We start from the raw sequence: 18,883 nt of genomic DNA on the forward strand, positions 1-18,883 counted from the left end.
CGCGCGCCCCGATTAAGTTCCTAAGCTGCTGACTCTAGACTGGCGACCAGTCGGTCGTTTCTTCGCCGTCTTCGTTGCGGACAACCGGGCGTTTTTCGGGGCCGATGATTTCGAGCAGCTTGTCGAGGATCGCGGGCACGCCCGCACCGCTGGCGCCCGACAGCGCCATGACGGGCGCGCCGCTGGCTTCGGCCAGCTCGGCCGACAGCGCCGCAACCAGTTCATCGTCGAGGGTGTCGATCTTGTTGAGCGCGACGATCACCGGCTTGTCGATCAGCTCGGCGCCATAGGCTTCGAGCTCGTCGCGGACGATGCGGTAGCTGGTGGCGACATCCTCATCATTGGCGTCGACCAGATGAAGCAGGACGCGGCAGCGTTCGATATGGCCGAGGAAGCGGTCGCCGACCCCGGCGCCGTCGGCGGCACCCTCGATCAGGCCGGGGATGTCGGCGACGACAAACTCATTGCCCTTGTGGCTGACCACCCCAAGCTGCGGGCGCAGCGTGGTAAAGGCATAGGCGCCGACCTTGGCCTGCGCATTGGTGACGCCGTTGATGAAGGTCGATTTGCCCGCGTTGGGCAGACCGACGAGGCCCGCGTCGGCGAGCAGCTTGAGCCGCAGCCAAACCCATTTTTCCTCACCCGGCCAACCGGGGCCGTGCTGGCGCGGGGCGCGGTTGGTGCTGGTCTTGTACGACGCGTTGCCGCGGCCGCCATCGCCGCCGCGCAGGAAGACGAGCGTCTCGCCCTCCTTGGTGAGATCTGCGAGCAGGGTGCGCTCTTCGTCATCGTCGAGGATCTGGGTACCGATCGGAACCTGGATGACCAGATCGGGGCCGCCCGCGCCGGTGCGGTCGCGTCCCGCGCCGGGGGTGCCGCGCTTCGCCTTGAAATGCTGGGTATAACGAAAGTCGATCAGCGTGTTGAGCCCGGCGACGGCTTCAAAGATGATGTCGCCGCCCTTGCCGCCATTGCCGCCATCGGGGCCGCCATATTCGACATATTTTTCGCGCCGGAACGACACGGCGCCAGGGCCGCCGTCGCCGGACTTGATATAGATTTTTGCTTGGTCGAGGAAATGCATGGGAAGCCTTTGGAGCGGAAAACATCGCGTTCGCATCGCGTGAAGCGGCGTCGGCGATGGTCCTTGTTCATGTGGTGGCGTCACCTTTGGCGACGTCGCTCGGCACGAACTATGGGGTTGGGTTGCGCACCCCTTAGTCGCAGCGCGCCGAAATGGCCAGTTTTGTGATGCGCGAGCCAACGGTTCGATGAAATGCGCTGCGCCAGCGCCAGGCCGACGCAACTTTACGGGTTGGCGCTCGTTGGGTGGGTAAGGCATCGCATGATGCTTGCCCCTGAATTTTCCCGAAAGGATTTCAAATGTTTGACAACAAGAATGTCAGCACGCTCAATTCACTGATCGCCACTACGCTCGACAGCGTCGATGGCTATCGCAAGGCCGCCGAAGAAGCCAATGCGGCACAGTTTCGTGAAACCTTTTTAAACCGCGCGAACGAGCGTCAGACCATCGTTGCCGCCTTTCAGGCGAAGGTGCGCGAGCTTGGCGGCAATCCCGAAGACGACGGCACCGTGCTGGCATCGGCGCACCGTGCGTTTTTGGGCCTGCGCGACGCGCTGACCGGTGATCGTGACGATTCGGCGGTCGTTGCCGAAGTCGAGCGCGGCGAGGACCATATCAAGGCGAAGTTTGAAAGCGCGCTGAAGGACGGCGATCTTGATCCGGCCGTGCAGCAGCTGATCCAGAGCAGCTTTGCTTCGGTCCGCGACGGCCATGATCAGATGTCGGCGCTCAAGCACCAGCTGAACGCCAGCTAAGACGTTCTCCCACCCTCCCGGAGAAGCATGGAAACGGCGGTCCCATATCCGGGGCCGCCGTTTTTATTTGGTGTTTTGCGCCCAGAAGTTGGCGATACGGCCGGTGATCAGCTCGCACGCCAGCGCACGCGCGGTGTCCCGCGGCAGGCCGAGCGCTTCGGCCATGGCGCCGCCGAGCTGCGCATCGCCGAGCGCCATGAGCACCAGCGCCAGCGTGTCCTCGTGCATCAGCCGTTTTTCGTGTGCGTCGGGGGCCATGCCGTCGATCAGCTTGTGGATCGCCTCGACGATCGGGTCGAGCGCGTCCTCATTGCCCGTCGCTGCCATCCACGTTGCGAGCGCGCCCGCGCCGCCGCTGTCAAAGGCGTCAAACGCGAGATCGACAATCTCGCGGACATTGCGCTCGCCTGGGGGCGATGCGGCCATTTTTTCGCCGATCGTCGCGCACACGGTTTCGGCGAGATAGGCGGCGAGCGCCTTTTGCAGCCCCGCCGCGCTGCCGAAATGGTGGAGCAGATTGGCGTGGGTGCGGTCGATGCGTCCGGCGACGGCCTTTAGCGTGACTGCCGCCGGCCCGGTTTCGATCAAAATTTCGCGCGCGGCCTGGAGGGCGACGAACCGGCTCTCCTCAGGACTCAGGCGCTTCTTCACTATTGACATATATGTAAGTAAACCCTAGATATTTCCCCATCGCCCCTTTTCGACGGTATGAACCATATGTCCAGCCTTTCCCTCTCCCCGACCCCCGCCGACCTGTCGATCACGCCGCGCGACATGCGCTTTGGCCGTGAGTACAAGCAGGGCCGCTGGTGGCTGAACGGCGACCCGATCGCGTCGGCTTTCCATACCGCGTTGTCGGTCACCTTCCCGCGCGGCGAGGCGATGTTCATCGAGGCGGTAAAGGCGCACCGTGACGGCGTGCCCGACAAGCTGGCGCGCGAAATCCGGGCGTTTACGCAGCAGGAAGTGATCCACAGCCGCGAGCATGTCGTGTTCAACAAAAAGGCGGCGGAGGCGGGTTATGACCTCAGCGAGCTGGAGGCCGACGTCAATCAGGTGCTCGACCTGATCAAGCAGCGCCCGCAGATCGTCAACCTGATGGCGACGATCGCGCTCGAACATTATACCGCGATGATGGCATCGGTGATGCTGCGCGACGATAAAATGTACGCGGGCGCTGAACCCGAATGGGCGGCACTGTGGAAATGGCACGCGATCGAAGAGATTGAGCATAAGGGCGTTGCTTACGACACCTGGCTGCACGCGACGAAGGACTGGAGCCGGTTCAAGCGCTGGCGCGCCAAGTCGATCATGATGCTGCTCGTCACCAGCCGCTTCTGGCCGAAGCGGATCAAGGGCATGAAGAATCTGCTGAAGCAGGACGGGCTGACCGGCTGGCGCGTCACCGCGCGCATCTGGTGGTACCTGCTCGGGTCGCCGGGGGTGCTGCGCAAGAGCTTCCTGCCCTGGCTCAGCTATTTCCTGCCCGGTTTCCACCCATGGAACCACGACGACCGCGCGCTGATCCAGAAATATGAAAGCGACTATGCCGACGCGGTCATGCCGGCGCAGGCGTCGGGGCCGCGCGAGGAGCTTGCAGCGGCCTGAGGATCAGTCGGCGGCGGCAACGAGCGACCGCGGTGCAATGCGGTAGCCCCAGACGCACAGCCCGAGCATGAACAGGTTCGAAACGAGGTCGATCGCCATCAATCGCGTCATCACCGGCACGACGAACACGAAATAATAGTTGAACCAGAAGAAGGGCAGCAGGGCGACGGCGTAAATCGCGAACGTGGACTTCGTCCAACGACTGAATGCGATAAACAGCCCGCCCAGCACCGCCTGCGCCCCGAAACAGCCCATCAAGAGCGCGCTCGTCGTGCTGAGATGCTGATATTCGGGACGGATCCCCAGCCGTTCGACCATGTGCGGCGCGACCAGACACCAGGCGCCGAGGATCAAAAAGGGAAGGGCGAGCAGGCGCTGCGGCCAGAGGGGCGTCAACATGACGCGATATTAACAGTCCTGCGCGCGCCCGCCAATGCCGGGCTGGACGCAGTGGCCGCGGTCCCATATCCCCTTGCGGGTGGAGGGGACCATGCAACCACAGATGACCGCTGCGGAGATCACGCAGATGGAGCTGCAACTGGCGGGGCTATCGTCGCTGCTCGAATTCGGCTGCGGCGGCAGCACGCTGGTCGCGGCGCGGCAAGTGCGGCGGATCGTCAGCGTCGATAGCGATCCGGCCTGGTTGGCCAAAGTGCAGGCCGACATTGCGGGTGAGGCGGTCGAATTCACGCCGGTCCACATCGACATCGGGGCGGTCGGGAAATGGGGCTATCCGGCCGACGAAAGCCGCCTGCGCGACTGGCCGCGCTATCACACGAAAATCTGGCGCGGTATGGGCGGCAGTCCCGATGCGGTACTGATCGACGGGCGCTTTCGCGTCGCGTGCCTGTTGCAGGCGATCATCCACTGCAAACCCGACTGCATTTTACTCTTTCACGATTTCACCGATCGGCCGCATTATCATGTCGTGCTGAAGCACGTTGATGTGCTGACCCGCGTCGATACGCTCGCAGTGATGCGCGCCAAGGCGCAGGTCGATGGCAAGGCGGTGCTGCACGACCTGTTCGACCATTATCTGATCCCCGATTGACCCGCTTCACGCGCTTCGGCACACCCGCGTGCATGTTCAGCATCGCCCCCGTCATCGAGACCGATCGCCTGCGCCTGCGCCCCGGGCGTCTGTCCGACAAGGACACCCATATCGCGATGTGGGCCGACGCCCGCGTCACCCGCTTCATCGGCGGCGAACCGCGCGCGCCGGATGTCAGCTGGGGCAAATTCCTGAGCTCGGCGGGGCTGTGGCCGGTGATGGGCTTTGGCTATTGGGTGTTCGCCGACAAAGTGAGCGACGCGCTGGTCGGTATGGGGGGGCTAAGCTATTTTGGCCGCGGCATCCCCGAGCTGGAGGGCTTGCCAGAGGCGGGCTGGGCGTTCGACGCCGACCATTGGGGCGCGGGTTATGCGACCGAGGCGATGCGCGCGGCACTCGGCTGGGCCGACGCCAATCTGGATGCCGTCGAGGTGCGCTGCATCATCGATCCGGGGCATGACGCGTCGGAGCGGGTGGCGGCGAAGCTGGGGTTTCGGCGGATCGGCGAGAGCGATGCGCTGGGCCATGTGGTCGGGATTTATGCGCGGCCGCGTGGGGGATAAGATCCTCCCCGGAACGGGGAGGGGGACCGCGAAGCGTTGGAGGGGGCTATCGGCATCGAGCGGCGGGTGCAGGACGCGACCCCCCTCCGTCAGCGGCTACGCCGCTGCCACCTCCCCGCGAGCGGGGAGGATGTTTACGCCGCCTCGACCACCAGCACCCCGCCGTCGGCACTGACCACGCGGACCTTGGTACCCTCGGCAGCATCCGGCCCGCGCACTGGCCACTCGCCGTCGCCGACCTTGGCACGACCGCGGCCGTTTTCGATTGCGGTGACCAAGGTCAACACTTCGCCGATCAGCCGCCCACCGCGCTGGTTGAGCAGCGGGTCGGCCGACACGATGGGGTTATTCTTGAGCCAGCGGCGCGCGCTATAGAGCGCGATGAAGGCGAGCACGGCAAACACGCCGAGCTGAACTGGAACGCTGATCGGCAAGGCAAAAGCAAGGATGCCGGTCGCTATCGCTGCCGCGCCCATCCAGACAAGGAAGAATCCCGGCGTGATGATCTCTGCCGCGCACAGCAGGACGCCGACGGTGAGCCACGTCCAATGCGGTTCCATGTTCGACAGCCAATCGGGCATCTCAGCGCACTCCCGGGGTTGTCGGTGGCGTCGGGCCGCGCTCGAACGCATCCTTGGCGAGTTCGCCGATGCCGCCGAGCGTGCCGATCAGCTGCGTTGCCTCGACCGGGAACAGGATCGTCTTGCTGTTCGGGCTCGTCGCGAACTGGCTGACGGCCTCGACATATTTTTGCGCGATGAAATAATTGATCGCCTGCGCATTGCCGCCCGCGATCGCGTCGGACACCATCTGCGTCGCCTTGGCCTCGGCCTCGGCTTCGCGTTCGCGCGCTTCGGCATCGCGGAAGGCGGCTTCACGGCGGCCCTCGGCTTGCAGGATCTGGCCCTGCTTCTCGCCCTCGGCGCGCAGGATTTCCGACGCCCGCATGCCCTCGGCTTCCAGAATGTTGGCGCGCTTTTCGCGCTCGGCCTTCATCTGCCGCGCCATCGCGTTCGAAATGTCGGCGGGGGGACGGATGTCCTTGATCTCGACGCGGGTGATCTTGACCCCCCATGGCGTCGTGGCCTCGTCGACCACGACGAGCAGGCGGGCGTTGATATGGTCGCGCTTCGACAATGTTTCGTCGAGGTCCATCGACCCCATGACGGTGCGCAGGTTCGTCGTCGTCAGGTTCATGATCGCCAGATACAGGTCGCTGACCTCATAGGCGGCTTTGGCGGCGTCGAGCACCTGGAAGAAGACGACGCCGTCGACGGCAACCATCGCGTTATCCTTGGTGATGATTTCCTGACCGGGAATGTCGAGCACCTGCTCCATCATATTGACCTTGCGGCCGACGCGATCGAAAATCGGCATGATGAAGTTTAGTCCGGGTTGCGCGGTGTGGGTGTAGCGGCCGAAGCGTTCGATGGTGTAGCTGAAACCCTGACGAACCGGGGTCAGCGCCCATAGCACGAACACCGCCGCCAGCACGACTGCGGCGATCAGAAACCAATAGTCCATCGAAAATCCCCTCTGCGATACCGGCCGGGCAGACCGCACTCCTTTATTGCGAGAATGGCCGCCTTGCGCCAGACAAAAGCGCATGACCCAAGACATCTTCGCGCCCCGCTCGCTGCTCTATGTTCCCGGTTCGAATGCGCGTGCGCTGGAAAAAGCGGGCGGGCTGGCCGCCGACATGCTGATCATCGATCTGGAGGACGCAGTCCCCGCGGATCGCAAGGACGAAGCGCGCGCCGCGATGCGCGCCGCAGTCATGGCGGGCTTTCCCGGCAAGCGCGTCGCGGTGCGGGTCAACGCAACCGGGACGGCGGAGCAGGCAGCCGACATCGACGCGCTCGCCGATCTGACGCTCGATGCCGTCGTGCTGCCCAAGGTCGATGCCCCTGCCGATCTAGGGCCGGTGCGTGGGTTGGGCCTGCCCGTGCTGGCGATGATCGAAACACCCGCGGCGATCTATGCCGCGCGCGACATCGCGACCGACCCCGCGGTGGCCGGACTGATCGCGGGGCTCAACGATCTGGCGCATGAATTGAAGCTGCCGGACGGCATGGACCGCAGTGCGATGAGTCATGCGATCCAGGCGATCGTGCTCGCGGCGCGGGCGGGCGACGTGTGGGCGTTCGACGGGGTTTATAACGCCATCGACGACGCCGCTGGTTTTGCTGCCGAGGCGGCCGAGGGGCGACGACTGGGTTTCGATGGCAAGTCGCTGATCCACCCGTCGCAGGTCGATCCGTGCAACGCCGCCTTTGCCCCGTCGGCGCGGGAGATCGCCGCTGCGGAGGCGTTGGTCGCGGCAGCCACCGGTGGGGCGCAGCGGCACGACGGACGGATGATCGAGGATATGCACGTCGCGGCGGCGCGGGCGCTGCTGATGCGGGCGGCAACCTAATACCCAAATCATCGTCATCCCGGCGAAGGCCGGGATCTCGCCGGTACGTCAGGACGCGAGGTTGAGATCCCGGCCTTCGCCGGGATGACGAAGGTGAAGGCCATTCGTCGTTCGACGAACGCGCCTTGCCTGACCGGGGCGGAAATGCCATGCGGCGGCCCCATGAAGATCATTCGTTTCCACGCCGCCATTGCGGCCGTCGCCCTCATCGCCTGCCTCCCTTCCGCTGCTTCGGCCGCGCCTGCAAAGGCCGACCCGCCGGTCACCGAGGCCCAGCTCGCCGCGCATATCAAGGTGCTTGCCGACGACGCGTTCGAAGGTCGTGCCCCGGGAACCGATGGTGAGGATCGCACCATCGCCTATATCGTCGGTGAATGGGGCAAGGCTGGACTGGAAGCGGTTCCCGGCAGCGCGACGCCCTGGCTGCAACCGATCCCGTTCGTCGAAAGCCGGGCCATCAGCGGCGCCGCGAAATTTCAGGTCAATGGCCGCGATTTCGCGATCGAGGATGACGGCGTCATCCTGACCGGGCGGGACGCCGTGGTGGCCTTGACCGACGTCCCTGCGGTCTTCGTCGGATACGGCGTCGATGGCGCGGGTCAGGTCAATGCCGACGTCAAGGGCAAGCTGGCGATCATGTTGTTCGACAATGCGCCGTTCGGTGACAAGCTGCCGCGTTATCGTGAGCGGCGGCAGATGCTGGCCGATGCGGGCGCCGCGGCGGTGCTGGTGATCGCGACCGACGCGGTGCCATGGGCGCAGCTGCGCGAGAGTGCGGGCGGCACCGCGGTGCGGCTGGCGAGTGCCACGCCTGGCGCGCCGGTGAGCGGCTTCCTGTCGCTCGAAGCCGCCGACGCGCTGCTGAATAAAGCCGGACAGGATGGCGGCGCGCTCCGCGAGGCGGCGAAATCGCCCGACTATAAGGGCATCGCGCTGCCGGTGACCGCCGATCTGACGACCCAATCGGCGATCCGGCCCTTCGTCAGCAACAATGTTCTCGCCAAGCTGCCCGGCGCCAAGCCCGACGGCAAGGCGGTGCTGTTCCTGGGCCATTGGGACCACCTCGGCATCTGCGGCGCAGAAGGCGAGGCCGATCGCATTTGCAACGGCGCGGTCGACAATGCGAGCGGCATCGCGGTGCTGATCGAGGTCGCCAAGCGGCTGGCGAAGGGGCCGCGCCCCGACCGCGACATCTATTTCCTGGCGACCACGGCGGAAGAAAAGGGCCTGCTCGGCGCGCATTATTTTGCCGACAATCCGGTGGTGCCGCTGTCCGACATCACCGTCGCGCTGAATGTCGATACGATCGCGATTTCACCGCGCGGGACACCGGTCGCGACGATCGGCCGCGGCAAGCCCGCCTATGATGCGGTGGTGCGCGCCGCGGCGACGAAGCTTGGCCGCAAGCTAGACGACGACGGCGAGGCCGACGCGTTTATCCAGCGGCAGGATGGCTGGGCGCTCGGCGCCAAGGGCGTGACGTCGCTGATGGTAGGCGGCAGTTTTTCCGACATGCCGCTGCTGGAGGCCTTTTTGAGCAGCGACTATCACGGCCCGAACGACAATTTCAGCGACAAGATCCCGCTCGGCGGCGCGGCGGAGGATGCCGATTTGCATGTCGCGCTGGGGCGGGCGTTTGCTGACGTGAAGGCGTGGCCGGGGAAGTAGTTATCCCGTCGCCCCCGCGAGGCGGGCGCCGCAATCGGTTTACGCAGCGCGGCATCGGCCTTCCAGCGGCCCCCGCCTTCGCGGGGGCGATGGTAACGGCTACGCCGCCTGCTTCGCCCGCTCGTTCATTTCCTGATTGAGCATTTCGGCCAGCAGGAACGCCAGTTCCAGCGACTGCCCGGCATTCAAGCGCGGATCGCAGTGCGTGTGATAGCGGTCGGCAAGGTCCATCTGCGTCACGTCCATCGCGCCGCCAGTGCATTCGGTGACATTCTGGCCGGTCATTTCGATATGGATGCCGCCGCCATGCGTGCCCTCGGCGCGGTGGACGGCAAAGAAGCCGCGCACTTCGGCCAGGATGCGCTCGAACGGGCGCGTCTTGTAGCCGTTGGGTGTCTTGATGACATTGCCGTGCATCGGGTCGCACGACCAGACGACGGGATGACCCGCTTCCTTCACCGCGCGCACCAGCTTGGGCAGATGCGCTTCGATCTTGTCATGGCCATAGCGGGTGATCAGCGTCATCCGCCCCGACACATGGTTCGGATTCAGCGTGTCGAGCAGCCGCAGCAGCACGTCGGGCTCGAGGCTCGGCCCGCACTTCATACCCACCGGATTGCCGATCCCGCGCAGGAACTCGATATGCGCCGACCCTTCAAAGCGGGTGCGGTCGCCGACCCACAGGAAGTGGCCCGAGGTGTCGTACCAGCCGCCGGTCAGGCTGTCCTGACGCGTCAGCGCCTGCTCATAGGGAAGCAGCAGCGCTTCATGGCTGGTGTAGAAACTGGTGCCCTTGATCTGCGGGACCGTTTCGGGGGTGACGCCGCACGCTTCCATGAAGGCAAGGGCTTCGGAAATCCGGCCTGCGGTTTCCTGATATTTCTTCGCCCACGGGCTGCGGTCCATGAAGTCGTGCGTCCACGCGTTGACCTGGTGCAGGTTCGCATAGCCGCCGTTCGCGAAGGCGCGCAGCAGGTTCAGCGTCGCCGCCGACTGGTTATACGCCTTGACCATGCGCTGCGGATCGGGCTCACGCCCCGCTTCTTCGAACGCGATGTCGTTGATGATGTCGCCGCGATAGCTGGGCAGCGACACGCCATCGATATCTTCCATGTCGGCCGAACGCGGCTTGGCGAACTGCCCCGCCATGCGACCGAGCTTCACCACCGGCATTTTCGATGCAAAGGTCAGCACCACCGCCATCTGAAGCAGCACGCGGAACGTGTCGCGGATATTGTTCGGGTGGAATTCGGCAAAGCTCTCGGCGCAGTCACCGCCCTGGAGCAGAAACGCCTTGCCTTCGGCCACGCGGCCAAGGTCGGCGGTCAGGTCGCGCGCCTCGCCGGCAAACACCAGCGGCGGGTAATTGCTGAGCTCGCGCTCCGCCGCAGCGAGCGCATCGGCGTCGCGATAGGTGGGGAGTTGGCGGGCCTCGTGCGAGCGCCAGCTATGCGGTTGCCAATTCTTCGTCATCTGCCTGTGTCTTCTTGTGTTCGAACCGGGCGCCGCCATGGCGCGAATGTCGCTTGGACGCAATGCGCGCCCTTCCTGCAAACGCGAAAATTAGCATTATCGTGACATTTGCGCACCTATGCTTTTCTTGGGGCCCAAAAACTGATAGTTTGTTTCACTGCTTTGGAATGGGATCCGCGGATCCAAGGCATCTGGCTATCGGCGACGTTATACATGCAACGACCCGATTCCGGGTCTCCACGCAAAGCGACTGGCTATGGCGAATTTCGAGTCCGCATGGTTTGTATATGGGGCATTGCTGTTGCTGTTGGCGACCAGCTTTGTCGTGCGCATCGACTATGTCCGGATCGGGCTCGCCGCGGCGGCGCTGGTCGCGGTGCCGCTGGTTTTGTTCCGCGAACCCGACGTCGGTTATGGCATGTTGGTGCTGGCGATCCTCGTCGTCAACCTCGGCATCCTGACGCGCTTGTGGCTCCGCGAACGCCAGGTCAGCTTTTCGGCGGAAGAGGAGGCGCTGCGGCGTGAGCATTTCAGCGCGCTGAGCCCTGTCGCGGCGCGCGGGCTGATCGATCAGGGGCATTGGATTTCGGCGAAGCGCGGCGAGATATTGATCCGCGAGAATCAGGCGGCGCCGAGTTTATTCTATCTGGCCGAAGGGCAGGCGGCGATCCACCGCGAGGGCGCCGAGGTCGGCAAATTGTCCGACGGCGCGCTGATCGGCGAAGCGACCGTGCTCGACGGCACCCACGCGACGGGAACGGTGTTGCTGGGTAGCAATGCGCGGCTGTGGTTTGTCCCGGCAGCGGCGCTCCGCGCCTATCTGGCCGCGAACCCGGCGATCGCCAGCGTGCTGCACGAGGGCTTTGCCCGGGCGCTGCGCGGCAAGCTGGCCAGTGCCAACGCGCGGCTCGCCGATCGGCCGCCGATTGCATGAGCATATTTGCGGCCGCGCCGCCTCGAACTTGTCATCGCGGCCTGCTAATCCATGCGCCATGACGATGATTCTCTATGGCATTTCGAATTGCGATACGGTGAAAAAGGCGCGGCGCTGGCTCGATGAGCAGGGCGTTGCCTACCGCTTTCACGACGTCCGCAAGGATGGGCTGGACGCGGAACGGCTGCAGAGCTGGATCGATGCGCTTGGGTGGGACAAACTGCTCAACAAGGCGGGAACGACCTTTCGCAAGCTGCCCGATGCGCAGAAAGACGGCTTGAACGCGGCGTCGGCCAAGGCGCTGATGCTGGATCAACCCGCGATGATCCGCCGCCCGGTCGTTGAGGCAGCCGACACTATCAGCGTCGGCTTTTCAGCCGCCGACTGGCAGGCGCGGTTTGCGGCATGATCCGGTGGATGGCGGCCTGGCTGGCCCTGACGCTGCTCGCCGGTTGCGCGGCTGATCCGGTGACGGCGCAATCCACCTTGGACGGCCGGCCGCCGATTATCATCGCGCATCGCGGGGCATCGGGCGAGCGACCCGAGCATACGATCGCGGCGTATCGGCTGGCAATTGCGCAGGGCGCCGACTTTATCGAACCCGATCTGGTGCTGACCAAGGACGGCGTGCTGGTCGCGCGCCACGAGAATGAGATTTCAGAGACCACCGACGTCGCCGATCGCGCCGAATTTGCGGCGCGCAAAACGACTAAGATGATCGACGGCAGCGAGGTGACCGGCTGGTTCACCGAAGATTTCACTTTGGCCGAGCTCAAGACACTGCGCGCGCGCGAGCGACTGCCGAAACTGCGCTCGACCGATTATGACGGCCAGTTCGATATTCCGACGTTTGAGGAAATCCTGACGCTGTTGGCCGATGTGAATCAGGACCGGACGATACCTGTCGGGGTCTATCCCGAAACCAAGCACCCCAGCTATTTTGCGTCGATCGGCCTTCCGCACGAGGCGCCGCTGCTCGCGCTGCTCGACCGCTTCGGCTATCGCGGCCGCAAGGCGCCGGTCTATATCCAGAGCTTCGAGGTGCGGAACCTGATCGACCTGCGCGCGAAAAGCGACCTGCCGTTGATCCAGTTGATGGACGCGGCAGGCGGGCCACCCGACCGGCCCGACACCAGCTATGCCGCCATGGCGTCACCCGCGGGCCTGAAAACCATCGCCTCCTATGCCGACGGGATTGGCCCGAACAAGGCGATGGTGATCCCGCGCGGGGCGCTAGGGTCGCTGGCCGAACCGACCAGCCTGGTGCGCGATGCCCATGCTGCGGGGCTAAAAGTGCATCCGTGGACGTTCCGCCGCGAAAATTATTTCCTGCCGCTGGGCGACAAGGGCGGAGTGAGCCCGGCAGGGCATGGCGATTTGGGCGCGGAGATTGCGGCTTATCTGGCGACCGGCATCGACGGGTTGTTCAGCGACAACCCGCGTGAGGCGGTGGCGGCGACACGGCGCTGAGTTCCAGCCTGCCGGCAGAATGACCGCTAACGACCAATTGCCGAAATGAGGCATATTCCTCTCTCCCCTTGAGGGAGAGATACGAAGGCTTGGCAGCTTGCTGCCTAGCCGCAGTTGAGAGGGGTTCTTCGCCCGCTGGCGGCTCACCCCTCACCAAGCTTCGCTAGCTCCTGACGGAGCAAGCTGCGCTATCCTCTCCCTCAAGGGGAGAGGCGTCCATGTCCGTTCCTCACCCCAAAACAGCGCCAAAACCCGACCCGACGCCCCCGGGGAGAGGCGTGGGCCGGGCCGCGCGGCCGCGCTGTCTCAATCGGTTCCGGTCTCCCATTGGAACACCGCTTCGAGCGGCTTGCCGAATACGTGCGCGATGCGGAACGCGACCTCCAGCGACGGCGAATATTTGCCCTGTTCGATCGCGGCGATGGTTTGCCGCGTAACGCCGACGCGGTCGCCAAGGTCGCCCTGCGTCATTTCGCCCGCCAGAAAGCGCAGGGTGCGAATGTCGTTGGTGAAGGGGAGCGCCATCGCTCAGCCGTCCCGGCGATAGAGATAGAGCTGCGCTCCGATGCGAACCAATTCGGCTAACACGACCACGGCCAGCATGGTGTTGAGCAAGGTCGGCATCGATTAGCCCGCAAAGATCATCCAGATGCATAGCCAGACGCCGATCACGATCGGGTAATAGGCATAATGGGTGCCGCGCCAATGGATCGCGCGCTCGCGTTCGTCTGCGGCGGCATGGGCCTCGCGCGGGCTGCGCGCGGCGATCACACCGATGATGATCGACATGGCCACGATAATGCCGATGGTGACGACCGTCAGCAAGCTGCCGCTGGCCGCAATGTTTCCGGGGCCATACGGCAGCGCCGTATGCAGGCGAAAGAAATACCAGCCAAAGGCCGCGATCATCACCACCAGTGCCACCCAATGTGTCTTTTCACGAAAGGTCATGTCAGCCACTCCATGTCATATGATTCAAACTTTATGTCGATTATTTTTAACATTGAGTCAATCACTAATAACATGACCAAGCTTTGCCGCTTTCGCACCGCAGCATTAGCCGCTAAGCCCGCGCCCCATGTCCACCCTGCCCAAAACGCTCACCTTCGACACCTCGACCAGCCGCGCGAACCCGACGCCGCAGCCGATGAAGCGCCTGACGGTGCCGCGCATCCGCCAGCGCAAGGGCGGCGAGCCGATCGTGATGCTGACCGCCTATACCGTCCGCATGGCGCAGCTGCTCGACCCGCATTGCGACATGCTGCTGGTCGGCGATTCGCTGGGGCAGGTGATTTACGGCCTGCCGCACACGGTGGGGGTGACGATGGAAATGATGGCGCTGCACGGCGCCGCGGTGGTGCGCGGTAGCTATCATGCCGCGGTCATCGTCGACATGCCGTTTGGCAGCTATGAAGCGAGTCCGGAACAGGCGTTCACCAACGCGGCGCATTTGCTGAAGGAAACCGGCGCCGCGGCTGTCAAGATGGAGGGCGGGCGCGCGCTCGCCCCGACGATCGAATTCCTGACCCAGCGCGGCATCCCGGTGATGGGGCATGTCGGGCTCACGCCGCAGGCGGTCAATATCCTCGGCGGCTATGGCGTGCGCGGCAAGAGCGAGGAAGAGGCGCGGTCGATCGTCGAGGATTCGGTGGCGGTGGCGCAGGCGGGCGCCTTTTCGCTGGTGATCGAAGGCGTGCTCGAATCGATCGCGATCGAAGTCACCAACAAGGTTGCCTGCCCGACCATCGGCATCGGCGCGTCGGCGCAATGCGACGGCCAGGTGCTGGTGACCGAGGACATGCTGGGCATGTTCGAACGCGTCCCGAAGTTCGTCAAACGCTATCAGGACATGGCGGGCGTGGTCAGCGGTGCGGTGAAGGAATATGCCGACCAGGTCAGGTCTCGTTCATTCCCGACCGAGGATCAGATCTACGCTGGCTGACCCGAGCGTATTGCAAGGATACAGGCCAAGTGAATCGCTTGGCCTTTTTCTGCGCCGTCGCTAAGGAAGCCGCGGTGGGATTTATGCCCAAAGCCCTGAACGATATATGGAGGTTTGATTGGCCTTGAGCCCGACCAACGATGCCGCGCTGTTGCAGGAAGTCGATGAAGCCGTCCGCAAGGACCGCCTCGACACGATCATGCAGCGCTATGGCCGCTGGATCATTGGCGGGGTGTTGGCCGCCGTGCTGGCGTTCGGCGGCTATCTTTACTGGGACCATCGCCAGGACGCGGTGCGCGGCGAGCGGGCCGAAGAACTGATCGCAGCGTTCGAAAAGCTGTCGACGAACCAGCCGCGCGCGGCGTCCGCCGAACTCGACAAGCTGGCCGCGGGCGGCGAGCCCGCCTATCGTGCCGTCGCGATGATGCAACAGGCGAATATCAAGGCGCAGGCCGGTGATCTGAAAGCGGCCGCGGCGCTGATGGCCAAGGTTGCCGCCGATACCAAGCTCGATCAGGCGCTGCGCGATCTGGCGCTGATCCGCCAGACGGCGTTCGAATATGACAGCCTGAAACCCGAAGCGGCGATTGCGCGCATGAAGCCGCTGGTCGATGCCAAGGATCCGGTGTCGAGCTGGTTCGCCAGCGCCGCCGAACTGTCGGCGACCGCCCATTACCAACTGGGCCAATATGATCAGGCGGGCGCGCTGTACGGCCGTATCGCCAAGCTGCCCGGCGTCGCCAAATCGCTGCAATCGCGATCGGTCCAGATGGCAGGGATGCTCGGCGTCGATGCCGTCGCCGATCGTGCGGCCGAAAGCGCCGCGAAAGACCAGACAGGCAATGCCGCGCCGAAAGCGGCGGCAGCCGCCCCAGTTGAGGAAACGAAATAATATGCGGAAGACGCGTTTAGGAATGACCGCAGCGCTGCTGGCGCTGTCGCTCACAGGTTGCGGCGTGTTCAAGGGCGACGGCGGGCCAAAGACCCCGACGATCGGCGATCGCGTGTCGATTCTGTCGAACGACGCCAGCATCAAGGTCGATCCGGCGACCGCGGCGATCGCGGTTGTCTTGCCCGAACCCGCGGTCAACGCCGCTTGGGCGCAGTCGGGCGGCAATGCGTCGAAATCGATGGGCCACCCGGCGCTGGGCGCGACGCGCAGCATGCTGTGGCAGGGCAATATCGCCGGGAGCACCAACAAACAGCGGCTCGCCGCGTCGCCGGTGATCGCCGATAACCGCCTGTTTGCCGTCGGCACCGATGCCGTCGTCACCGCCCTGGCCGCCGACACCGGCGCGCCGCTGTGGCGCACCGCGATCGGCAGCACGGGCAAGGATTTCAAGGATTCGCTGTTCGGCGGCGGCGCCGGGGTCGACGGCAATGTCGTTTATGCGACCAGTGGCGCGGGCGACGTCGCGGCGCTGAACGTCGCTGATGGATCGGTGATCTGGAAGGTGAAGCCCGCGGGTCCGCTGCGCGGCGCGCCGACGATTGCCTTTGGCGGTGTTTATGTGATCAGCCAGGACAACCAGATCATCGCTCTCAACGCCGCCAATGGTGCGGTGCTGTGGCAGGCGACGGCGTCGCTGGAACCCGGCAGTGTGTTCGGCGCGGCATCGCCCGCGGCGGGGCAGGGGACAATCGTCGCCGGCTTCTCGTCGGGCGAGGTTCAGGCCTATCGTTACGAAAACGGCCGCGACCTGTGGGAAGACGCGCTGGCGCGCACCTCGATGGCGCTGTCGGTGTCGACGCTCACTGACGTCGATGCCGATCCGGTCGTCGACAATGGCCGCGTCTTTGCGCTGGGCCAGGGTGGGCGCATGGCGAGCTATGAACTGCTCACCGGGCAGCGTACTTGGGAAATCTCGATCGCGGGCATCTCGACGCCCTATGTGGTCGGCGAGTGGGTGTATGCGATGACTGACGACGGCAAGCTGCTGTGTGTCGCGCGCACTTCGGGCAAGGTGCGCTGGCTGCAACAGCTGGCGCGCTTCCGCGTCGAAACCGAAAAGAAGAAAAAGGATCCGATTCGCTGGACGGGCCCGATCCTGGCGGGTGGCCGCCTGATCGCGGTCAACAGCGAAGGGATTATGGCGGAGTATTCGCCGACCGATGGGACGTTGCTCGGATCGACCGAATTCAAATCATCACTGTCGCAGGCGCCGGTGGTGGCGAATAATATTTTGTATATTTTGGCGGACGACGGGCAGATCACGGCCTGGCGCTGACACGCGTCCGGGCCGGGGCGGCCCGGCGCAACTACAGGGATAAATTGTCATGTCGCGATTCGCGACGATCGCCATTGTTGGCCGCCCGAATGTGGGCAAATCGACGCTGTTCAACCGGCTGGTCGGCAAGCGGCTGGCGCTGGTCGACGATCAGCCCGGGGTGACGCGCGACCGGCGTGAGGGCGACGCCAATCTGCTCGGGCTGGAATTTCGTATCGTCGATACCGCAGGGTTCGAGGATCAGGACGCGGCGACCTTGCCCGGCCGGATGCGCGTCCAGACCGAAAAGGCGGTGCGCGAGGCCGATGCGGCGCTGTTCATGATCGACGGCCGCGCCGGGGTTGTGCCGCTCGACGAGGAAATCGCCCGCTGGCTGCGCAGCGAGGACACGCCGATCATCCTGGTGGTCAACAAGGCCGAAGGCAAACAGGGCGAAAACGGCCTGATGGAATCCTATTCGCTTGGCTTCGACAATCCGGTCGCACTCAGCGCCGAACATGGCGACGGCATGGTCGATCTGTTCGACCTGCTGCGCCCGATCGTCGAGCCGTTTGACGAAATCGAAAAGGAAGTCGCCGCCGCCTCCGAAGACGAGGACGCGCCGCTCGGCCCGATGAAGCTCGCCATCGTCGGCCGACCGAACGCGGGCAAATCGACACTGATCAACCGGATGATCGGGGAGGATCGGCTGATCACCGGACCCGAAGCGGGGATTACCCGCGATTCGATCCGCGTCGACTGGAAATGGGAAAACAACGGCGAGGTTCACGAGATTCAGCTGTTCGACACCGCCGGGATGCGCAAGCGCGCGAAGGTCCAGGACAAGCTGGAGAAGATGTCGGTCGCCGACGCGCTGCACGCGGTCGATTTTGCCGAGGTCGTCGTGCTGCTGCTCGACGCGACCAAGGGATTGGAGGCGCAGGATCTGCACATCGCCGACCGCGTGTTGCAGGAAGGCCGCGCGCTGGTCGTCGCGCTCAACAAATGGGACGTCGCCGAAGAACCATCGTCGCTGTTCAACGGCGTTCGCGCCGCGCTGGAAGACGGGCTCAGCCAGGTCAAGGGCGTGCCGGTGCTGACGATTTCGGGCGCGACCGGCAAGGGGATCGACACGCTGGTGCGCGTGGCGTTCGAACAGCGGGCGATCTGGACCAACCGCGTCTCGACCTCGGCGCTCAATCGCTGGTTCGAACGCGCGGTTGATGCCAATCCGCCGCCGGCGCCGGGCGGCAAGCGGATCAAGCTGCGTTACATCACCCAGGCGCGCACCCGGCCGCCGACCTTTGTCGTGTTCGGGACGCGCACCGACAGCCTGCCGGGCAGCTACACGCGCTATCTGGTCAACGGAATGCGCAAGGAATTGGGGTTTCAGGGCGTGCCGGTGCGGCTGAATTTCCGCAATTCGCGCAACCCCTATGACGAATGACCGGACGTAACGCCGGGGAGACGCTGATCGTCGACGCGCGCGGGATGCGCTGCCCCTGGCCGGCGCTGCGGCTGGCGCGCGCCATGCGCGATGCCGCCGACGTATTGCTGATCGCCGACGATCCGCAGGCGGGGCGCGAAGTCGTCGCGCTCGCGAACGAGCATGGCTGGTTGGTCGAGGAGGAAGCCGCGACCGACGACGCTGGCCGCTGGCGCGTGCGCCGCTGACCCAAAATGGGCCGGTTTCGGTCGCATGCGCCGCCGGT

The 18,883-nt window shown here is 64.7% G+C and carries 22 protein-coding genes; 14 read left to right on the forward strand and 8 right to left on the reverse strand.

The window, feature by feature from the left end; all coding sequences use genetic code 11:
* Positions 1 to 34 precede the first annotated feature (34 nt).
* A complete protein-coding gene (obgE, locus tag VGN68_RS05945; RefSeq protein ID WP_293700252.1) occupies positions 35 to 1,084 on the reverse strand; it encodes a GTPase ObgE in 1,050 nt (349 codons plus the stop codon).
* Positions 1,085 to 1,383: 299 nt separating this feature from the next.
* Between obgE and VGN68_RS05950 the strand changes: the two genes are divergently transcribed.
* Positions 1,384 to 1,839 (forward strand): PA2169 family four-helix-bundle protein, encoded by a 456-nt coding sequence (locus VGN68_RS05950; RefSeq protein ID WP_327474804.1) that lies wholly within the window; start codon positions 1,384 to 1,386, stop codon positions 1,837 to 1,839.
* Between the two features lie 63 nt (positions 1,840 to 1,902).
* On the opposite strand, the gene VGN68_RS05955 is transcribed toward VGN68_RS05950, so the two are convergent.
* The gene (locus VGN68_RS05955) at positions 1,903 to 2,499 is read right to left on the reverse strand and encodes a TetR/AcrR family transcriptional regulator (RefSeq protein WP_293700254.1); all 597 of its coding nucleotides are present in this window, start codon (positions 2,497 to 2,499) and stop codon (positions 1,903 to 1,905) included.
* Positions 2,500 to 2,556: 57 nt separating this feature from the next.
* Here VGN68_RS05955 and VGN68_RS05960 point away from each other — a divergent pair, with 57 nt between their 5' ends.
* Entirely contained in the window at positions 2,557 to 3,447 is an 891-nt protein-coding gene (locus VGN68_RS05960) for a metal-dependent hydrolase (protein ID WP_327474805.1), read from the forward strand.
* 3 nt (positions 3,448 to 3,450) lie between these two features.
* On the opposite strand, the gene VGN68_RS05965 is transcribed toward VGN68_RS05960, so the two are convergent.
* Entirely contained in the window at positions 3,451 to 3,846 is a 396-nt protein-coding gene (locus VGN68_RS05965; RefSeq protein WP_327474806.1) for a hypothetical protein, read from the reverse strand.
* 91 nt (positions 3,847 to 3,937) lie between these two features.
* On the opposite strand from VGN68_RS05965, the gene VGN68_RS05970 reads away from it, so the two are divergent.
* Both VGN68_RS05970 and VGN68_RS05975 read left to right on the forward strand, forming a co-directional pair.
* Positions 3,938 to 4,498, forward strand: coding sequence for a hypothetical protein (locus tag VGN68_RS05970; protein WP_327474807.1), 561 nt, complete (start codon positions 3,938 to 3,940; stop codon positions 4,496 to 4,498).
* Complete coding sequence (locus VGN68_RS05975; RefSeq protein WP_327474808.1) at positions 4,495 to 5,061, forward strand: GNAT family N-acetyltransferase; 567 nt, start codon at positions 4,495 to 4,497, stop codon at positions 5,059 to 5,061. The genes VGN68_RS05970 and VGN68_RS05975 overlap by 4 nt, the downstream gene beginning before the upstream one ends.
* 134 nt (positions 5,062 to 5,195) lie before the next feature.
* Here VGN68_RS05975 and VGN68_RS05980 read toward each other — a convergent pair whose 3' ends face one another.
* Entirely contained in the window at positions 5,196 to 5,642 is a 447-nt protein-coding gene (locus VGN68_RS05980; RefSeq protein ID WP_327474809.1) for an NfeD family protein, read from the reverse strand.
* Between the two features lies 1 nt (position 5,643).
* The gene (locus VGN68_RS05985; protein ID WP_327474810.1) at positions 5,644 to 6,585 is read right to left on the reverse strand and encodes an SPFH domain-containing protein; all 942 of its coding nucleotides are present in this window, start codon (positions 6,583 to 6,585) and stop codon (positions 5,644 to 5,646) included.
* An 82-nt stretch (positions 6,586 to 6,667) separates the two neighbouring features.
* Here VGN68_RS05985 and VGN68_RS05990 point away from each other — a divergent pair, with 82 nt between their 5' ends.
* On the forward strand, positions 6,668 to 7,477 hold the full coding sequence (locus VGN68_RS05990) for a CoA ester lyase (RefSeq protein WP_327474811.1): 810 nt from the start codon (positions 6,668 to 6,670) through the stop codon (positions 7,475 to 7,477).
* A 162-nt stretch (positions 7,478 to 7,639) separates the two neighbouring features.
* Positions 7,640 to 9,145 (forward strand): M28 family peptidase, encoded by a 1,506-nt coding sequence (locus VGN68_RS05995; protein ID WP_327474812.1) that lies wholly within the window; start codon positions 7,640 to 7,642, stop codon positions 9,143 to 9,145.
* Between the two features lie 99 nt (positions 9,146 to 9,244).
* Here VGN68_RS05995 and VGN68_RS06000 read toward each other — a convergent pair whose 3' ends face one another.
* The gene (locus tag VGN68_RS06000) at positions 9,245 to 10,618 is read right to left on the reverse strand and encodes a class II 3-deoxy-7-phosphoheptulonate synthase (RefSeq protein ID WP_327474813.1); all 1,374 of its coding nucleotides are present in this window, start codon (positions 10,616 to 10,618) and stop codon (positions 9,245 to 9,247) included.
* A gap of 256 nt (positions 10,619 to 10,874) precedes the next feature.
* Here VGN68_RS06000 and VGN68_RS06005 point away from each other — a divergent pair, with 256 nt between their 5' ends.
* The 3 genes from VGN68_RS06005 to VGN68_RS06015 are packed head-to-tail and all read left to right on the forward strand — an operon-like array spanning position 10,875 to position 13,022.
* Complete coding sequence (locus VGN68_RS06005; RefSeq protein WP_327474814.1) at positions 10,875 to 11,552, forward strand: cyclic nucleotide-binding domain-containing protein; 678 nt, start codon at positions 10,875 to 10,877, stop codon at positions 11,550 to 11,552.
* A 58-nt stretch (positions 11,553 to 11,610) separates the two neighbouring features.
* Positions 11,611 to 11,961, forward strand: coding sequence for an ArsC family reductase (locus VGN68_RS06010; protein ID WP_327474815.1), 351 nt, complete (start codon positions 11,611 to 11,613; stop codon positions 11,959 to 11,961).
* The gene (locus VGN68_RS06015) at positions 11,958 to 13,022 is read left to right on the forward strand and encodes a glycerophosphodiester phosphodiesterase (RefSeq protein WP_327474816.1); all 1,065 of its coding nucleotides are present in this window, start codon (positions 11,958 to 11,960) and stop codon (positions 13,020 to 13,022) included. Before VGN68_RS06010 ends, VGN68_RS06015 begins: the two co-directional genes overlap by 4 nt.
* 306 nt (positions 13,023 to 13,328) lie before the next feature.
* Here the strand turns inward: VGN68_RS06015 and VGN68_RS06020 are convergent, their stop codons facing one another.
* Positions 13,329 to 13,547 carry a helix-turn-helix transcriptional regulator gene (locus VGN68_RS06020; RefSeq protein WP_327474817.1) on the reverse strand — a complete coding sequence of 73 codons (219 nt, stop codon included), beginning with the start codon at positions 13,545 to 13,547 and terminating at the stop codon, positions 13,329 to 13,331.
* Positions 13,548 to 13,649: 102 nt separating this feature from the next.
* Positions 13,650 to 13,973: a hypothetical protein gene (locus VGN68_RS06025; protein ID WP_327474818.1), complete on the reverse strand. Its 324-nt coding sequence runs from the start codon at positions 13,971 to 13,973 to the stop codon at positions 13,650 to 13,652.
* 127 nt (positions 13,974 to 14,100) lie between these two features.
* On the opposite strand from VGN68_RS06025, the gene panB reads away from it, so the two are divergent.
* The 5 genes from panB (at position 14,101) to VGN68_RS06050 (ending at position 18,845) form a co-directional block, all read left to right on the forward strand.
* The gene (gene panB, locus VGN68_RS06030) at positions 14,101 to 14,964 is read left to right on the forward strand and encodes a 3-methyl-2-oxobutanoate hydroxymethyltransferase (RefSeq protein ID WP_293700280.1); all 864 of its coding nucleotides are present in this window, start codon (positions 14,101 to 14,103) and stop codon (positions 14,962 to 14,964) included.
* Positions 14,965 to 15,082: 118 nt separating this feature from the next.
* On the forward strand, positions 15,083 to 15,856 hold the full coding sequence (locus VGN68_RS06035) for a tetratricopeptide repeat protein (RefSeq protein ID WP_327474819.1): 774 nt from the start codon (positions 15,083 to 15,085) through the stop codon (positions 15,854 to 15,856).
* Between the two features lie 22 nt (positions 15,857 to 15,878).
* Positions 15,879 to 17,192 (forward strand): PQQ-binding-like beta-propeller repeat protein, encoded by a 1,314-nt coding sequence (locus tag VGN68_RS06040; protein ID WP_414713018.1) that lies wholly within the window; start codon positions 15,879 to 15,881, stop codon positions 17,190 to 17,192.
* A gap of 49 nt (positions 17,193 to 17,241) precedes the next feature.
* Complete coding sequence (gene der, locus VGN68_RS06045; RefSeq protein WP_327474821.1) at positions 17,242 to 18,618, forward strand: ribosome biogenesis GTPase Der; 1,377 nt, start codon at positions 17,242 to 17,244, stop codon at positions 18,616 to 18,618.
* Positions 18,615 to 18,845: a sulfurtransferase TusA family protein gene (locus VGN68_RS06050; RefSeq protein ID WP_327474822.1), complete on the forward strand. Its 231-nt coding sequence runs from the start codon at positions 18,615 to 18,617 to the stop codon at positions 18,843 to 18,845. Before der ends, VGN68_RS06050 begins: the two co-directional genes overlap by 4 nt.
* The last annotated feature ends 38 nt before the right edge of the window (positions 18,846 to 18,883 follow it).

Source organism: Sphingopyxis sp., from assembly GCF_035998965.1.
GTDB lineage: Bacteria > Pseudomonadota > Alphaproteobacteria > Sphingomonadales > Sphingomonadaceae > Sphingopyxis.

Bases quoted from the DNA above. Each gene is read 5' to 3' on its own strand.
- obgE (WP_293700252.1), bottom strand. From the start codon at position 1,084: ATGCATTTCCTCGACCAAGCAAAAATCTATATCAAGTCCGGCGACGGC.
- VGN68_RS05950 (WP_327474804.1), top strand. From the start codon at position 1,384: ATGTTTGACAACAAGAATGTCAGCACGCTCAATTCACTGATCGCCACT.
- VGN68_RS05955 (WP_293700254.1), bottom strand. From the start codon at position 2,499: ATGTCAATAGTGAAGAAGCGCCTGAGTCCTGAGGAGAGCCGGTTCGTC.
- VGN68_RS05960 (WP_327474805.1), top strand. From the start codon at position 2,557: ATGTCCAGCCTTTCCCTCTCCCCGACCCCCGCCGACCTGTCGATCACG.
- VGN68_RS05965 (WP_327474806.1), bottom strand. From the start codon at position 3,846: ATGTTGACGCCCCTCTGGCCGCAGCGCCTGCTCGCCCTTCCCTTTTTG.
- VGN68_RS05970 (WP_327474807.1), top strand. From the start codon at position 3,938: ATGCAACCACAGATGACCGCTGCGGAGATCACGCAGATGGAGCTGCAA.
- VGN68_RS05980 (WP_327474809.1), bottom strand. From the start codon at position 5,642: ATGCCCGATTGGCTGTCGAACATGGAACCGCATTGGACGTGGCTCACC.
- VGN68_RS05985 (WP_327474810.1), bottom strand. From the start codon at position 6,585: ATGGACTATTGGTTTCTGATCGCCGCAGTCGTGCTGGCGGCGGTGTTC.
- VGN68_RS05990 (WP_327474811.1), top strand. From the start codon at position 6,668: ATGACCCAAGACATCTTCGCGCCCCGCTCGCTGCTCTATGTTCCCGGT.
- VGN68_RS05995 (WP_327474812.1), top strand. From the start codon at position 7,640: ATGAAGATCATTCGTTTCCACGCCGCCATTGCGGCCGTCGCCCTCATC.
- VGN68_RS06000 (WP_327474813.1), bottom strand. From the start codon at position 10,618: ATGACGAAGAATTGGCAACCGCATAGCTGGCGCTCGCACGAGGCCCGC.
- VGN68_RS06005 (WP_327474814.1), top strand. From the start codon at position 10,875: ATGGCGAATTTCGAGTCCGCATGGTTTGTATATGGGGCATTGCTGTTG.
- VGN68_RS06010 (WP_327474815.1), top strand. From the start codon at position 11,611: ATGACGATGATTCTCTATGGCATTTCGAATTGCGATACGGTGAAAAAG.
- VGN68_RS06015 (WP_327474816.1), top strand. From the start codon at position 11,958: ATGATCCGGTGGATGGCGGCCTGGCTGGCCCTGACGCTGCTCGCCGGT.
- VGN68_RS06020 (WP_327474817.1), bottom strand. From the start codon at position 13,547: ATGGCGCTCCCCTTCACCAACGACATTCGCACCCTGCGCTTTCTGGCG.
- VGN68_RS06025 (WP_327474818.1), bottom strand. From the start codon at position 13,973: ATGACCTTTCGTGAAAAGACACATTGGGTGGCACTGGTGGTGATGATC.
- panB (WP_293700280.1), top strand. From the start codon at position 14,101: ATGTCCACCCTGCCCAAAACGCTCACCTTCGACACCTCGACCAGCCGC.
- VGN68_RS06040 (WP_414713018.1), top strand. From the start codon at position 15,879: ATGACCGCAGCGCTGCTGGCGCTGTCGCTCACAGGTTGCGGCGTGTTC.
- der (WP_327474821.1), top strand. From the start codon at position 17,242: ATGTCGCGATTCGCGACGATCGCCATTGTTGGCCGCCCGAATGTGGGC.
- VGN68_RS06050 (WP_327474822.1), top strand. From the start codon at position 18,615: ATGACCGGACGTAACGCCGGGGAGACGCTGATCGTCGACGCGCGCGGG.